Origin of the sequence: Rhizobium sp. Leaf306 (genome assembly GCF_001423425.1) — a bacterium.
GTDB lineage: Bacteria > Pseudomonadota > Alphaproteobacteria > Rhizobiales > Rhizobiaceae > Neorhizobium > Neorhizobium soli.
The window spans coordinates 395,275-409,865 of the sequence record NZ_LMNX01000001.1; the positions used below are offsets into that span (position 1 = coordinate 395,275).

At 61.6% G+C, this 14,591-nt stretch carries 16 protein-coding genes and 1 pseudogene; 3 read left to right on the forward strand and 14 right to left on the reverse strand.

What is annotated here, in order from left to right; genetic code table 11:
• Position 1: 1 nt before the first annotated feature.
• The 10 genes and pseudogenes from ASG19_RS01870 to ASG19_RS01920 form a co-directional block, all read right to left on the reverse strand.
• Complete coding sequence (locus ASG19_RS01870; RefSeq protein WP_062453482.1) at positions 2-769, reverse strand: DUF6456 domain-containing protein; 768 nt, start codon at positions 767-769, stop codon at positions 2-4.
• A 22-nt stretch (positions 770-791) separates the two neighbouring features.
• The gene (locus ASG19_RS24370) at positions 792-1,232 is read right to left on the reverse strand and encodes a helix-turn-helix domain-containing protein (RefSeq protein ID WP_082476152.1); all 441 of its coding nucleotides are present in this window, start codon (positions 1,230-1,232) and stop codon (positions 792-794) included.
• Between the two features lie 223 nt (positions 1,233-1,455).
• Complete coding sequence (locus tag ASG19_RS01880; protein ID WP_062453483.1) at positions 1,456-1,887, reverse strand: MucR family transcriptional regulator; 432 nt, start codon at positions 1,885-1,887, stop codon at positions 1,456-1,458.
• A gap of 414 nt (positions 1,888-2,301) precedes the next feature.
• Positions 2,302-2,646, reverse strand: coding sequence for a monovalent cation/H(+) antiporter subunit G (gene mnhG, locus ASG19_RS01885; RefSeq protein WP_175487268.1), 345 nt, complete (start codon positions 2,644-2,646; stop codon positions 2,302-2,304).
• Positions 2,643-2,996 (reverse strand): cation:proton antiporter, encoded by a 354-nt coding sequence (locus tag ASG19_RS01890; RefSeq protein ID WP_244476062.1) that lies wholly within the window; start codon positions 2,994-2,996, stop codon positions 2,643-2,645. The genes mnhG and ASG19_RS01890 overlap by 4 nt, the downstream gene beginning before the upstream one ends.
• Positions 2,993-3,466 (reverse strand): Na+/H+ antiporter subunit E, encoded by a 474-nt coding sequence (locus tag ASG19_RS01895; RefSeq protein ID WP_062453485.1) that lies wholly within the window; start codon positions 3,464-3,466, stop codon positions 2,993-2,995. The genes ASG19_RS01890 and ASG19_RS01895 overlap by 4 nt, the downstream gene beginning before the upstream one ends.
• Complete coding sequence (locus ASG19_RS01900; protein WP_062453486.1) at positions 3,463-5,079, reverse strand: Na+/H+ antiporter subunit D; 1,617 nt, start codon at positions 5,077-5,079, stop codon at positions 3,463-3,465. The genes ASG19_RS01895 and ASG19_RS01900 overlap by 4 nt, the downstream gene beginning before the upstream one ends.
• A gap of 9 nt (positions 5,080-5,088) precedes the next feature.
• Entirely contained in the window at positions 5,089-5,466 is a 378-nt protein-coding gene (locus tag ASG19_RS01905; RefSeq protein ID WP_062453487.1) for a Na+/H+ antiporter subunit C, read from the reverse strand.
• Positions 5,467-5,600: 134 nt separating this feature from the next.
• Positions 5,601-6,008: pseudogene (locus ASG19_RS01910) on the reverse strand (Na+/H+ antiporter subunit B); the annotation flags it as partial.
• Positions 6,009-6,303: 295 nt separating this feature from the next.
• A complete protein-coding gene (locus tag ASG19_RS01920; protein WP_082476154.1) occupies positions 6,304-8,751 on the reverse strand; it encodes a putative monovalent cation/H+ antiporter subunit A in 2,448 nt (815 codons plus the stop codon).
• Positions 8,752-8,924: 173 nt separating this feature from the next.
• Here ASG19_RS01920 and msrB point away from each other — a divergent pair, with 173 nt between their 5' ends.
• Entirely contained in the window at positions 8,925-9,335 is a 411-nt protein-coding gene (gene msrB / locus ASG19_RS01925; protein WP_062454782.1) for a peptide-methionine (R)-S-oxide reductase MsrB, read from the forward strand.
• A 76-nt stretch (positions 9,336-9,411) separates the two neighbouring features.
• Here msrB and ASG19_RS01930 read toward each other — a convergent pair whose 3' ends face one another.
• The 4 genes from ASG19_RS01930 to ASG19_RS01945 form a co-directional block, all read right to left on the reverse strand.
• Entirely contained in the window at positions 9,412-10,296 is an 885-nt protein-coding gene (locus tag ASG19_RS01930; protein WP_062453489.1) for an aldose 1-epimerase family protein, read from the reverse strand.
• A gap of 69 nt (positions 10,297-10,365) precedes the next feature.
• Entirely contained in the window at positions 10,366-10,776 is a 411-nt protein-coding gene (locus ASG19_RS01935) for a cupin domain-containing protein (RefSeq protein WP_062454784.1), read from the reverse strand.
• Between the two features lie 95 nt (positions 10,777-10,871).
• Entirely contained in the window at positions 10,872-11,372 is a 501-nt protein-coding gene (locus ASG19_RS01940; protein ID WP_062453490.1) for a GNAT family N-acetyltransferase, read from the reverse strand.
• 89 nt (positions 11,373-11,461) lie between these two features.
• The gene (locus tag ASG19_RS01945) at positions 11,462-12,127 is read right to left on the reverse strand and encodes a hemolysin III family protein (protein ID WP_062453491.1); all 666 of its coding nucleotides are present in this window, start codon (positions 12,125-12,127) and stop codon (positions 11,462-11,464) included.
• Between the two features lie 322 nt (positions 12,128-12,449).
• On the opposite strand from ASG19_RS01945, the gene ASG19_RS01950 reads away from it, so the two are divergent.
• Both ASG19_RS01950 and ASG19_RS01955 read left to right on the forward strand, forming a co-directional pair.
• Positions 12,450-13,313, forward strand: a complete 864-nt coding sequence (locus tag ASG19_RS01950) for a VOC family protein (protein ID WP_062453492.1) — start codon at positions 12,450-12,452, stop codon at positions 13,311-13,313.
• 104 nt (positions 13,314-13,417) lie between these two features.
• Positions 13,418-14,590: an AI-2E family transporter gene (locus ASG19_RS01955; RefSeq protein WP_062453493.1), complete on the forward strand. Its 1,173-nt coding sequence runs from the start codon at positions 13,418-13,420 to the stop codon at positions 14,588-14,590.
• The last annotated feature ends 1 nt before the right edge of the window (position 14,591 follow it).

Consider the following 14,591-nt stretch of genomic DNA (forward strand, 5'->3'; position numbering starts at 1 on the left):
GTCAGAGGATCGGCCGGTAATCATCTGCTCCCCAACTGTGGCTGCGGCGGCGGGGATCGGGCCGCGGCGGATCGTAGTGCCGGCTGAGTGCGAGAAGCGCGGTGCGCAGCATCAGCTTTGCCGAGCGTGCCGGCCATTGCCGCTCCCGTTCGACCAGTTCCAGCCCTTTCGAAAAGCAGCAGACGTCGACGGCGACGCCCGACAGTTCCGGTCCCATCGCCTCCACAGCCGCACCAAACCGGCGTCGTGCGTCGATGGCGCTGCCGGCCACATCCGCCTGTCCGCCGCGGCCGCCATCGGCACGGCTGGACAGGCGCGGCTCCCACGAGGCGGTGATCTTCGGCTGCAACTGGCCGCGGGTGAAATCGGCAAGCAGCCGCTCGCCCGCCTCGACGGCGGCTGATGGCAGGAAGGCCGACCCGTCCCTGTCCTTCAGCCTTGCGACAGTGCCGAGCGGCGATTCGGCGAGATTGCGGCGGACCGTCTGGCGTGTGCCCTCCACCACCAGCCCGACCTGTTCGATCTCGCCATGCTGAGCGGCAAACCCCTCCTCCTCCCGCTCCACCATCACCCGGCGCAGATAGGACATGGCCTCAGCCGACGCCGAAAGCCGGCCATCCTGCTGGACAGCAAGGCCGAGCGACACGGCCTGGTGCACGAGGTCGCGACCATGCGCCGTCTCGACATCCGAGATCGCGCCGTCGTTTTTCAAAAGCTGGCGCAGCAAGCGCACAAGACGCAGACGCTCTTTGCTCTTTTCATCCTTCATCGACCCGTCTCCTCTTTCAGCCTCAGCCCTCATCCGCTTCACCGAAGACGGAGGTGACCATCCGTTCGACGGCGGAAACGAAATCGTCAAAGGCCGGGTTGTCGCGACGGTCCTCGACCAGATGGCAGGCATGGGCGACGGTCGAGCGCTCCCGGCCGAAGCTTGCGGCGATGTCATCGACCGAGATCGACAGCGCCACGTGGCAGACATACATGGCGATCTGGCGGGAGTGGGCGGCAAGCCTTCGGCGGTCGCGCCGGACCATGACCCGGTCTCCGAAGAGGAACACCATTTCCGAGACTAGCTGAAACACGATCAGGCATGTGGGTTTCGGCTTTCGACCGATTCGAAGCGTTACCCCGGAAGGCGTGGATGCGCCGGCGGCCATCCGTGCGGTGGAACGGCCGGAAACGCTGAGGCTGGGCGAAACGGGTATTGCCCCGGCGGACGGTTCGGCAGGCATGACAGCTCCTCCACTTCTAGGAATTAATTCACATACGGTAGCGGAGGAAGAGACGGATGGAAATACGAAATGCACCCTAGCGGTCGCCATCCGAGCTAAGCATCAGGAATCTAATTATGATTTTTTTCCTATCTCTAGACAACAAAAACCGGGCATGCGCCCGGTTCTCTTGATCGGCAGTGTTACTGCTGCCGTCTGTTAAAGGCCGTCTGTTAAAGGCTGATCAAGCCTTGGCGCGCTTGCGGCGCTGGCCGAGGCCCATTTCCTTTGCAAGACGCGAGCGGGCTTCCGCATAGGCGGGAGCGACCATCGGATAGTCGGACGGCAGGCCCCACTTTTCGCGGTATTCTTCCGGCGTCATGTTGTAATGGGTCATGAGGTGTCGCTTCAGCGACTTGAACTTCATGCCGTCTTCCAGGCAGATCAGGTAATCGTCCTCGATGGACTTCTTGATCGGGACCGGCGGCTTCGGCTTTTCAACCACGGCCACGACGGGCGTCGGCGATGCCGTGCCACTCAGTGCCGTATGAACGTCGGCAATCAGTCCTGAAAGGTCGCCGACCGGAACGACGTGGTTGCTCACATAGGCAGCCACGATATCTGCTGTCAGTTCCACCAGCAGGTCCGGGCCTTTGCCCAATGCGATTTCTGTCATTTTCGTCTCCTGTTCGTAATTCGCGGACGGTTGCGAGAGCCGACCAACACCCGCATCCTGCAGAACCACGATGGCATCCCACTGCCCGCACACTGTCCGAAGACTGAAACCTACCCCTAAGTTTCGCGCGCGAAGCCGATCATAAATACCACCGGACATTGTTTACTTCGGACAATTCCCGCATAGGCACACAATTCTGAGACGTATTGTGCATTTTACACGAGAAATAATCCGCAAGAGAACAATTTCAGGGTTCTACTGCACCTGAATTAGCATCCGGACCCCCAAAATCCAACTGCGAAATCTAGTAATGCCGATCGAATTCTGATGGTAAAGCCGGGGGAAGACCTGATAACTGATAGTGTATCGAAAAAAGACGCCTTTATGACGGGCTTATAGCTCGAACTGCGGCCTCTATATTGATTCTTCGTGCGCTTTCATCTCATCGTGGAGCGAATGTTCGCTCATCGGATAGCCGGCGCGGCGGGCAGCGACGGCCAGAAGATGCGCCGAAACCGGGGCCGTCAGGACGAAGAACAGAAAGCCTGCAATTGCGCGGGCAAGGACCGGCAGATCCCCGGCATAGACCCCGACAGCGAGCAGCAGCAGACCCGAACCGACCGTGCCGGCCTTCGAGGCTGCGTGCATGCGGGTATAGAGATCCGGCAGCCGGTTGATGCCGATCGCGGCAATCAGCGAAAAGCAGGCGCCGGCGAGGACGAGGACGGAGACGACAAGCGCGACGACGAGATCCATCAGCGTTTCCTCCTTTGCACGCGTGTCTTGCCGGATGTCGCTGGATCTTTTGCGGCATCGGTGACGCGCGGCATGATGAAGCGGGCAAAGGCGACGGTCGACAGGAAGCCGACGAGGCCGAGCGCGATGGCGATATCGATATAGAGGTTGAAGCCGGTTCGGATGGCAATCAGCGCGATAAAGCCGATGACGATGCCGACCAGCATGTCGAGCGCAAGCACACGGTCCGGCAGCGTCGGTCCCGCCACCACCCGCCGGATGGTCAACAGGAACGCGACCGACAGGACCGCCATGGCAAGCCAGGTGGAGACAGACAGGATCGTCGCGGCCATTGACGGATCGGACACGGTCATTCGAATGCCTCCAGGATCTTGCGCTCGAAACCGTCCGCGATTTCCCGCTTGGTCGCGTCGATATCGGAGGCGTCAAGCGCGTGCACGAAGAGGAACTTGCGGTCGGCCGAGACATCCACCGACAGCGTGCCCGGCGTGAGCGTGATGAGGTTGGCAAGCAGCGTGATCTCGAAATCGCGGCTGACCGTCAACGGAAAGGCGAAAATTCCGGGTTTGACGTCGAGCCTCGGCCTCGTGACAAGGACCGCGACCTTCCAGGCCGACATCGCCAGTTCCCTGATAAACAGGACGAGGAGCGAGAGCATCCGGCCTATCCGCATCTTACGGCTGGCGCGGTCGATCTCGCCACGCACGACCCAGAGCGCGAGCGCTGCGACGGCAAAGCCGAACACAAGGTTGAGGATGGTGGCGCTGCCCGTGATCGCCACCCAGATGACGGCAAAGACGCAAGCGCGGATGAATGACGTCATCTTATGCCTCCCGACGGCAGGGCGTCCGGAAAGACCGAACGGATATAGGCGGACGGGCCGGCAAGTCCCTCGGCGGCCGATTGTGTGAGCGACAGGAGACGTTCCGGAAACAGGCCGAAACCGGCGAGCAGCAGAACAAGCGCGCCAAGCGGTAGCGAAAGACGCCAGTCGCCGCGAACTGCGGTCTGTCGCTCAAGGCCGGCTTCCGGTTCGAGCCCCTGCCGCCAGTAGGCGAGAAGCACGATCCGGCCAAGCGTGAGGGTGACGAGAAAGGAAGAGACGAGAATGGCGGCGGCAAGCCACCATGCGTTGATGTCCATCGCGGCTTTCAGAAGCATGATCTTCGGCCACAGACCCGACAGCGGCGGCAGGCCGGCGACGGCGAGGAACACGAGAAGCGACACCGCCGTGAAACCCGGCGACGACCGGTAGAGCCCGCCGAGCGTATGCAGCGACCAGCGGTTTGCTTGGTTTTCGTCCCCGGAAAGCAGGCTTGCGCGGCGGGCCGCCTCGCCGACCACGAGATAGAGCGCCGTCATCGCCACCATCGAATGCAGCGCGTAGAAGATGGCGCCGGAAATGGCGGCCGGAGACCCGATCGCCACGCCCGCCAGGATGTTGCCGATGCCGGCGATGACAAGGTAGCCGGCAAGTTTGCGGATATCGCTCTGCGCCAGCGCACCCAGGGCACCCGTTATCAGGGTCAGAATGGCGAGTGTGGCGATGGCGGGGCTCAGCACCTCTCGCTCCACCGGCAGAAGCATGACCGTGACGCGGATCAGCGCGTAGATGCCGACCTTGGTGAGGAGCGCGCCGAACAGGGCAGACACCACGATGCGCGGCGTGTGATAGGAGGCGGGAAGCCAGAAGTTGAGCGGAAAGGCCGCCGCCTTCATGGCAAAGGCAAAGGTAAACAGCGCCGTCAGCGTGACGAGCGGTGCCGTGCCCGAGAGGTCGCCGGCCTTCAGCGCAATATCGGCCATGTTGAGCGTGCCGAACAGCGAATAAAGATACCCGACCGAGATCAGGAACAGCGTCGTGGCGATCAGGTTCAGGACCGCGTATTTGAGCGCGCCATCGATCTGTTCGGGTCGTGATCCCAGGATCAGAAGGCCGAACGAGGAAATCAGCAGGACCTCGAACCAGACATAGAGGTTGAAGATATCACCGGTGAGGAAGGCACCCGAGACGCCCGCCATCAGCAGCATCAGAAAGGGATAGAAACCGTAGCGTCGTCCGGAGCCATCGATATCCCTGAGCGCGAAGATGCCGGCGGCGAGTGCCACGAGCGAGGCCGTCAGTGCCATCGTGGCACCGAACAGATCGGCCGTGAAGGCGATGCCGAACGGTGGCAGCCAGCGGCCCATGACCATCGTCACCGGGCCGTTTTCGATCACCCGCAAAAGCAGGCTTCCATTGACGAGGACGAGCAGAAGCAGCGCTGCAATGGCGATCCCGCCGTGGAGGCGGACGGACTTGCGCACCATCAGGAGAATTGCGCCGGCGCCGATCATCAGCACGACGGGCAGGATCACCAGCCAGTCGCCGAGCGGCGGCGGGGTGAGGACCAGGGCGGCTGCGAGATCAACGGGGGATGTTGCGGGGGATGCCATCAAACGTCCTCAATATCCCATCGGCGGCGATGGTTCGTCGCGGGGTTCCGCCAGTCGCATCTCGTCGGAATTGTCGCTGCCGAGATCCTGAAAAGCGCGGTAGGTGAGCACGAGGAGAAAAGCGAAGAACGAAAACGAAATCACGATAGCCGTCAGGATCAGCGCCTGCGGCAGCGGGTTGGCGGCGGTATGGGACAGCGTGTCTGCGCCCGCCGGAATGATCGCCGGGACCGAACGCGTCAGGCCGCCGGCGGTAAACAGCAGCAGGTTGACGCCATTGCCGAGCAGCACGACGCCAAGGAGAATACGGACGGTGAATTTCGACAGCATGAGATAGATCGCGGCCGAAAAGAAGAGGCCGATCAGGATCGCGAGCGGCGTTTCCATCAGCGTTTTCCTCCCGATTTGCGGCGCTTCTTCTTCGTTACCGGATCTGGCGCGCCCTCTCTTGCGAACGCAGCCGTTTCGGCGCGCCGCGACGTCGTGCCGCGCAATGCCGGAGCGGGAAACTCAGGACCGGGTTCCTGTTCCAGCGCCAGCACGATCGAGGTGATGGCGCCGAGCACGACGAGGTAAACGCCGACATCGAAGGATATGACCGTCGACAGCGGAATGTCCGTGCCGAACAGGCTCGGCGTGATCCACAGCCCGGTCATGAAGGGCACGCCGGCAAAGATCGACACGAGGCCCGACAGCATGGCGATCAGTAGTCCTGCCCCGGCGATTGCCATCGGATGAAAGCGCAAGGCCCGGCGCACCGCACCGGTTCCGAACGCAATCCCGTAGATCGCCAGACCCGACACAGCGATCAGACCGCCGATAAATCCGCCGCCCGGCTCGTTATGGCCGCGCAACAGAACAAAGACCGAAAAGAGCAGCGTCAGTGCAGTGACGACCGGGGCGACGGTGCGAAGAATGATGGTGTTCATGGCAGGGCCACCTGTTCGAAGCTTTCTGTCACCCGCCGCTCGTTCCTGTGGTTCAGCCTTGCCGTATTCCCGTGGCCCAGCCGTCCAGCACGACTGCGCTCCGCCCTGCCAGCGCGACGTTGCTCCACACTCCCCTCATCTCTGTGCTTGTCACAGAAATCCAGCGCACCCAAGTCCTTGGGTGCGGGAGAGGCGGTCGCGCGAGACGCGTCATTCACGGCGCAGACGCGCCGGGGCTGGGTTCCTGTGACAAGCACAGGAATGAGGGACGTTGGGGGAAGTGTCCGGGCTTTGATCATCGGTCTGGTCTCCCGGTCGATGGTTTGGCCTGCGGGGCTTTGGTGGTCGGGGCTTTGGCCGCTGTCTTTCCAATTGGGATAGCTGTCGCCGTCCGTTTCGCGCCCCCTGCCCCAAGTTCCGTCTTCGTCCCGGCCCGGACCCGGACGAGCGCCAGAACCGCGAGGCCGGTGATCATGACGACGGCGATTTCGCCCAGCGTGTCGACGCCGCGGAAGTCGACGATGATGACGTTCACGACGTTGGCGCCGTGGGCGATGACCTTGGAATAGGCGTTGAAGAAATCCGTCAGCGCGTTGTCGAACGGCGTCTCCACGGATTTCAGCAGCAGCAGCGTAAAGCCGGTGCCGCAGGCGAGCGCTATCGTGCCGTCGAACAGGCGCTGGAGGAGCGGCCGGTGATCGGACGGCGTCAGACGGAGGCGCGTCATGACCAGCGCCAGAATGACGACCGAGAGCGTTTCGACCATGAACTGGGTGAACGACAGATCCGGCGCGCCAAACAGGAGGAAGAGAACGGCGATGGCAAAGCCCTGGATGCCGAGCGCGACGATTGCCGTCAGCCGGTCGGCCGCGCGCAGCACCGCCGCAACACCGATCACGGCAATGCCGAGAAACACCCATTCGTGCAGGGCAACGGTCTGCGGGAACGCCGGCATGGCAGGGAATTCATTGAACAGGAAGGGCGGCACCAGCAGGGTAAGCGCCAAAAGGATGAAGGTGGCGGTGACATAGATTTCCAGCCGGCCGGGCTGGAGAATGCGGGTCAAGACGACTGACAGGCGGATGAGGCCTTGAACCGCATGGTCGAAACCGCGATCGGGCCCGGGACCGAGCGCATCGAACAGTCTTCGCATCAACCCGCGTGCCGTCTCCAACTGCAACAGGACCAGACCCGCAAGAATCAGGGTGAGGACCGAGAGGAGAAGCGGCAGGCCGAGATGCGGCACGGTGGAGATGTCGATGACCGTGTTTTCATGCAGCACGGCGCTTGCCATGGGCGTCGAAAAATACTGGTGCGCGGTGCCCGAGAAAACGCCCGCTAAAAGTCCGAGCAGCGCGAGAACGACGGGGCCGAGCCACAGACCCCATGGCCCTTCATGGACGGGCCCAAGATCCGGGCGGTTTGGACCGAGAAAAGGTTTGAAACCGATCGCCAGCGCCAGCGCTCCCATCAGCGCGTTGCCGATGACGGCGAGGCAGAGAAAGAAGATCGCTCGCGGATTGCCGTCGACGAGCGCCAGATAGATTTCTTCCTTGGCGAGAAATCCGAAGAACAGCGGCAGGCCGGCCATGGAGAGGGCCGCAAGCGCTGCCGCTGCAAAGGTGACGGGCATCGCCTTGCGCAGGCCGCCCAGTTTCGAGATCTCGCGCGTGCCCGTCTCGTGGTCGATGGCGCCGGCCACCATGAACAGCGCGCCTTTGAACAGCGAATGGGCGATGAGATAAAGCACCGCGGCCTCGATCGCATGGTCGGAGCCGAACCCGGTCAGCATCACCATGAGGCCGAGCGAGGCCATCGTCGTATAGGCGAGCATCATCTTGAGGTCGGTCTGCCTCAACCCGAGAAGCGCGCCGGAGATCAGCGTGATGCCGCCGAAGAAGGGAAGCAGGATTTCCCAGGCGGGCGTATCGCCGAGAACCGGCTGCAGCCGCATCAGGAGATAGACGCCGGCCTTTACCATGGTTGCCGAATGCAGATAGGCCGAGACGGGCGTCGGCGCCTGCATGGCGTTGGGCAGCCAGAAATGGAACGGAAACTGAGCCGATTTGGTAAAGCAGCCGGCGAGAACCAGAAGAAGAATGGCGAAATACTGGGGGCTGGCGCTGAGCGGTAGGCCCGAATGCAGAAGAAGCGACAGTTGGGTGATGCCAGTGACGTTCCAGAGGAGAACGAGGCCCGCCAGAAGCGCCAACCCGCCGCCGCCGGTGACGACCAGCGCCTGCAGCGCAGCCCTTCGTGCCTCTGCCCGGTCGTGATCGAAGCCGATCAGCAGGAAGGAGGCGATCGAGGTCAGTTCCCAATAGACGAACAGCATGAGAAAACTGTCGGAGACGACCAATCCCAGCATGGCACCCATGAAGAACAGGATGAAGGCGAGGAAGCGGCCCTGCTGTGGGTGGCCCTTCATGTAGGCGCCGGAATACAGCACGATCAGCGTGCCGATGCCGGTGATCAGCAGCGCGAAGGTGAGCGACAGGCCGTCGAGAAACCAAGAGAAGGACAGGTTGAAACTCGGCACCCAGACATAGCCGCCCGTGGCAGATTCTCCGGCGGCAATTTCCGGAAGGAAGCTCAGGAAATGCAGGCAGGCCAAGGCGGGTGCAAGTGCGAGAACAAGCGCTGCGCGATGGCCCATCAGGCGCGAGAGCATGGGGGCAAGAAGTGCTGCAAGAAACGGCAGCATGAGTGCCGCGAAGGTCAATGCCGGCGTGGTGGCGGCCATGGTCCCCTCCCGTTGAGTATCCTCGCAAATCCCTGCCGAGCGGCAGCGCCCCACGGTTTCTAAGGGAAACCCGTCTGTCCCTCAAGCATTGACGGGCAAGAAACACGGCACCGTGACCTTTATCGACAGGCTGAACGCACCTATCTATGGCTTACAATGAAAGGATGGTTCAGATGTCCGACGTCATCACCAAGAAAGTCCAGAAGACAGATGCAGAATGGCGCGAAGAGCTGACGCCCGAGCAGTATCAGATCTTGCGCCAGGCGGGCACGGAGCGTCCCTTTACCGGGCCGTACTGGAACGCCAAGGATAAAGGCATCTACAGCTGCGCCGGTTGCGGCACGGATCTGTTCGTGTCGGATACCAAGTTCGACAGCGGCTGCGGCTGGCCGAGCTACTTTGAGGCTGTCAGCCCCGATGCGGTGACCGAACTGCGTGATACCACGCACGGCATGGTGCGCACCGAAGTCCGCTGCGCCACCTGCAACGGCCATCTCGGGCACGTCTTTCCAGACGGCCCACCGCCGACCGGCCTGCGCTACTGCATCAACGGCCACTCGATGAATTTCCGCCCGGCAGATTAGTCAGCGGGACGGCTGTCACCAAAGTACCGACTTGAAATTGACAGCGGCCCCATCCGGGCCGCTGTTTTCGTTTGGCTTACCCCGGCAACTCGACCGTGAATGCAAATCGCGCGGTTTGCCCTGCGGGCAGCATGACGGTGTAGGGACGCGATTCGAGATCGGCACTGGTCCCGTTCTGGGCGGCCGTTCCGTGCCAGGGCTCGATGCAGAGGAAAGGGCCGTTGAGCTTTTGCCAGAGCGCGAGGTTTGGCAGGTTGTCGAAGGAAAACTTCAGCTCCAAGCCGCCTTCCGCCGCATAGGTCAGGCCCGTTCCGGCACCTTCTGCGAAAATCATCGCGTCTTCATCGAACATGTCGTGCGACAGCGTCAGCTTGCCGGACGTGAACGGCGAGGCAAGTGGCGTGGGGTCGATCAGCCCGCCGGACAGGCGCGTCATCGCCGGTTCGCCACCGTTGTCGAGCGTAATCGTATGGGCGTGGCCTTCTCCACCCGGCAGCGGCCAGAGGAAGGCGGTGTGGAAACCGAGGCCGAAGGGCATGGGCCGGTCGCTGCGGTTTTCCACCTCCGCCGAAATCGTGAGTTTCGAACCGTCGACCGAATGGGTGACGGCGAGGCGGAAATCGAACGGGTAGACGCTGCGGGTGGTATCGGATGATGCAAGCTCGAAGCGGCAGCTGGTCTCCTCGGACGCGGCGAGCGTGAAGGTCGAGCGGCGGGCAAAACCGTGCTGCGCCATCGGATAGGGTTTGCCTTCGATCATCACGGTATCGGAGGGCGCCTTGCCGACGATCGGGAAGAGGATCGGCGAGCGGCCGGCCCAGAAGGCGGGATCACCGTTCCAGAGAAAGTTGCGGCCATCCGCCGTCTTCAGCGACTGCATTTCCGCACCGAGGGGGGAGATTTCAACGGAGATACGATCGTTGGCGATGCGGGTCACGGTATCATCTGATGCAGCGGACATGCGGCTCTCCTGGCAAATTTTAGGCTTGAGGCGCAGGATTGCCTGCCCTGCGCGTCGGTTAGATGACGATCAGACGGTTTCCGGGGGAATCGCATATTGATCGTCGCTGACAGCCTCCATCCAGTCGGCGGTCTTGCCGTCGAGCGCTTCCCCGATGGCAATATGGGTCATGGCCGTCTGCGACGATGCGCCGTGCCAGTGCTTTTCGCCCGGCGGAAACCAGACGACGTCACCGGCGCGGATTACCCGGACCGGGCCACCCCAGGTCTGGGTGAGGCCGGAACCCGAGGTGACAACCAGCGTCTGGCCGAGCGGATGGGTGTGCCAGTTGGTGCGGGCGCCGGGTTCGAACGTGACCGATGCTGCAACAACGCGGGCCGGTGCCGGTGCGGAATTCAGTGGATCGAGGCGGACTGTGCCGGTGAAATACTCTGCCGGCTGCTTCTTGGAGGCCTGCGAGCCAACACGCTTGATATCCATGGAAAGATCCTTCGTCGTCATGCGATTGATGCGAATGCGATGTCAGCCAGCATATAGGCCGTTCGGACGGAAGTGCCATGAGAAAGCGAAGGACGTCAGCCCGCGACCCTGAGCTCCATGCAGGCAAGATCGAGCCAGCGGCCGAACTTGATGCCGACTTCGGAAAACGTGCCGGTCAGGCGGAAACCGAGCCTTTCATGCAGACGGATGGAGGCGGCGTTGCCCGCTTCGACGCAGGCGATCATCACATGAATGCCATTCGACGCGGCGCGGGTGATCAGCTCGCGCATCAGCAGACGGCCGATGCCCTCGCCGCGGGCCTCGCGGTGCACATAGACGGAATGTTCCACCGTATGACGGAAGCCCTCGAAGGCGCGCCAGTCGCCGTAGGAAGCGTAGCCTTTGACGACCCCGTCCTCGTCGGCGACCAGAACCGGAAAGCCCCTTGCCCGGCGTGCAGCAAACCAGTCGCGACGGTTGGCGAGATCGACCAGCGTCTCGTTCCAGATCGCCGTCGTATTGGCGACGGCGTCGTTATAGATCTCGAGGATCGCCGGCAGGTCGGCTTCGGTGGCATCGCGGATCAAAGGGGGCACTGGCTATCGTCCATTATAGTGATTGCCCGTCCACTTTATCAGACGGCCGCAGTGTGTAAAGCGGGCTGGCGTCTTGTGGACACGATCGGTCAGGCGCTGGCCGACAGGCTGAAGCAGGTCATGACTGCACTATAGTGGACGGCAGCCGCCGCGACGACGAAGGAATGCCAGATGGCATTCTGGAAGCGCAGTCTTTCCCACACGTGGAAGATGACGCCGAGCGAATAGATCAGGCCGCCTATAACGATCAGCAATGCGGAGATCGGCGGCAGGTAGGCCGAGACAGGTTCGGCAACCATCAACCCGCTCCAGCCCATGGCAAGATAGAGGAGGATGGTCAGCCGGTCGAACCGGCCGGGGAAAAAGCATTTGATCAGAATGCCGAAAATCGCTGTCGCCCAGATCGCGATCAGCATCCCGAAGATCCACGGGTCGGAGGCGCCGCGCTGGAGGAATGGCGTATAGGTGGCGGCGATCAGGATGAAGATCGCCGAATGGTCGAACCGCCGCAGCAGCCACTTGGTCGGCGAGTGCGGCCATATATTGTAGGTAAACGAGATCGACAGGCAGAGGATCAGCCCGATCCCGTAAATCCAGGCGGCAACGATCTCGCCATGGCTCGACCACATGGTAGCGTAAAAGATCAGGGCCGTGGCACCGATCAGGGCGAAGACCAGTCCGATGCCATGGACAATCCCATCCGCGACGATCTCGTGAAAATCGTAGTTTCTGCCAAATTTGAAGAGATCGCTCATTACCCACCTTCCATACCGGTCCCAAGAATGGGGCCGAGCGGAAAGCTTGGCAAGACTGCGCGATTCACAATAAATTTCCGATGGTTTCAACTCTTGGTCATGAGCCTAAAACTGTGGCCGCACGAGCCGGTTCCGGATGGTGCGGGAACGGCGGCAATCAAGCCTGTACGGCTAGAGGCCGCCGCCCGAGCGTCAATAAATCGAGAACAATCTATCGCCGAACCACTCACTAGCGTGAACGATCGAGGGCGCGCATAACATGTGGAAAGATTGCGCATGGCGCGTCGTCATTTCGATCCCGTTGAAAGCTGGAGGACAGATCATGACAGAACAGCAGCAGCCGTTTGCACTCAGCCGCCCGCTGCATGTCGGGCGGGCGCATCTCGTCGTCAACGATCTTGCTCGCGTCTCCGGTTTCTACCAGAAAATCATCGGGCTTTCGGTGCTTGAAAAGACGCCGAGCGGTGAGGTTCTGGGCGTCGCCGGCGTGCCGCTTCTGACGCTGACGACGGGCGGCAACGTGGCCCGCGCGCCGCGCAATGCGGCCGGCCTCTTTCACACGGCCTTTCTGGTGCCCGGTCGCCTTGAGCTTGCCCAATGGCTGGCCCATGCAGCGCATAACAATATCCAGCTCGAAGGCGCATCGGATCATCTGGTGAGCGAGGCGCTCTATCTTTCCGATCCCGAAGGCAACGGCATCGAGATCTACCGCGACCGCACGCCCACGGAATGGACCTACCATCAGGACGGCACCGTGGCGATGGCGACCGACCGGCTGAACCTTCAGGAGCTTTATAACAGCGCGCCCCAGGCGGCATTTGCCGGAATGGCTGAGGGTACAGCGCTCGGTCATATCCATCTTCAGGTCGGCGACATTCCGCAGGCGGACGCCTTTTACCGCGACGTGCTGGGCCTGAAGATCATGGCGCGGTATCCCGGTGCGAGCTTTTTCGCGACCGGCGACTACCATCACCATATCGCTGCCAACGTTTGGAACAGCCGCGGCGCCACGACCCGGCTTGAAAACATGACCGGGCTTTCCGATTACACCGTGAAGTTCAACGATCAGTCGGCCCTGGCGAACGCGCTTTCCGCACTGGAAAAGCATGAAATCGCGACAACCAAAACCGCCGAGGGCTGGGCTCTCAGAGACCCGTGGGGCATCGGCCTGACGCTTGCTGCGTAACGCGCGCTGAATTCCTGATCGTTGCGATCGTAAACCTGAGCAGTATTCCGGAACCGGAACACTGTTTTTGCGTTGATCGCGACAACGAGGACATCAGACAATTCATGGCCATGACGAGCACGCGCGCAGCCAATCCTAAAAAACGGCTGATCGACTTTGCCGCCAACCGGTCTGCGCATCGCAAGGATGCCGTCATTTCCGGCCTGGAGAGCGAAGACGCCGATGAGAGCCTCGTGCTGGGGCGCGAGGCGCTGGAAGTCGCCAAGGCCTGGGCCGTGATCGGCATTTTCGCGATCGTGTTCTTCGCCATCGTCCACATGATGTCGCTGGTGCTTATCCCTGTCACGCTTGCCGTCGTCGTCGGACTGATTCTCGGTCTGGTCGCGGACAAGCTTGGCCGCCTGGGCGTACCCAAATTCGGCATTGCGATCATCCTCTCCAGCGCTGTGTTCGCCGCGGTCTTTCTGGTCGTCAACGCGCTGGCCGAACCGTTTGCCATGATGATCCAGGAAGGTCCGAGCTTTCTGCAACGCATGATCGACCGGATGATGCCATTTCTGCAGCGCCAGGAATGGCTGAACATCTCGCCGGCCACGTTCGAAACCGGGCCGATGTCGATGCAGGCGCTGTTGGAGAATTCCGGCAACATCCTCAGCGTCGTTACCGCCAATCTGACGCCGGCCGTCGTGCAGGGCATGATCTTCTTTGCGGCGCTGCTTCTGTTTCTCTACGGCAGGCTCAGACTTCGCCGTACCCTCATCCTCGCCTTTCCGCGGCGTCACCAGAGGCTGATTGCGATCCGTGTGCTGAACGCAATCGATCAGGTTCTCGGCTATTATTTTGCGACTGCGAGCGTGCTCTATCTCGGTCTCGGCATCGTGATGATCGCAATCGCCTATTTCGGCGGCCTCAGCATGCCGCTTCTCTGGGGTCTGTTCGCATTCCTATCGAGCTTCATCCCGTTTCTCGGGATCACGATCATGACCCTCGCGGTTGCAGCAGGTGGCATCATCACGCACGATACCCTTCTCCTTGGACTGCTGCCCGCGATCGTGTTCTTCTCGGTGCACTTGCTGATGGAAAACCTGATCTTCCCCGCGATCATGGGCCGGCAATGGGAGATCAATCCCTTTGTCGTTTTCGTCGCCATCCTGTTCTGGACATGGATGTGGGGCGCCGTTGGCGCCATGCTGGCGCTGCCCCTGTCGCTGATCATGATGACCGTGCTGTCGGAACTGTTTCCAGAAAAGAAGACCGTTCCGCATCTGCCGGGCTAAA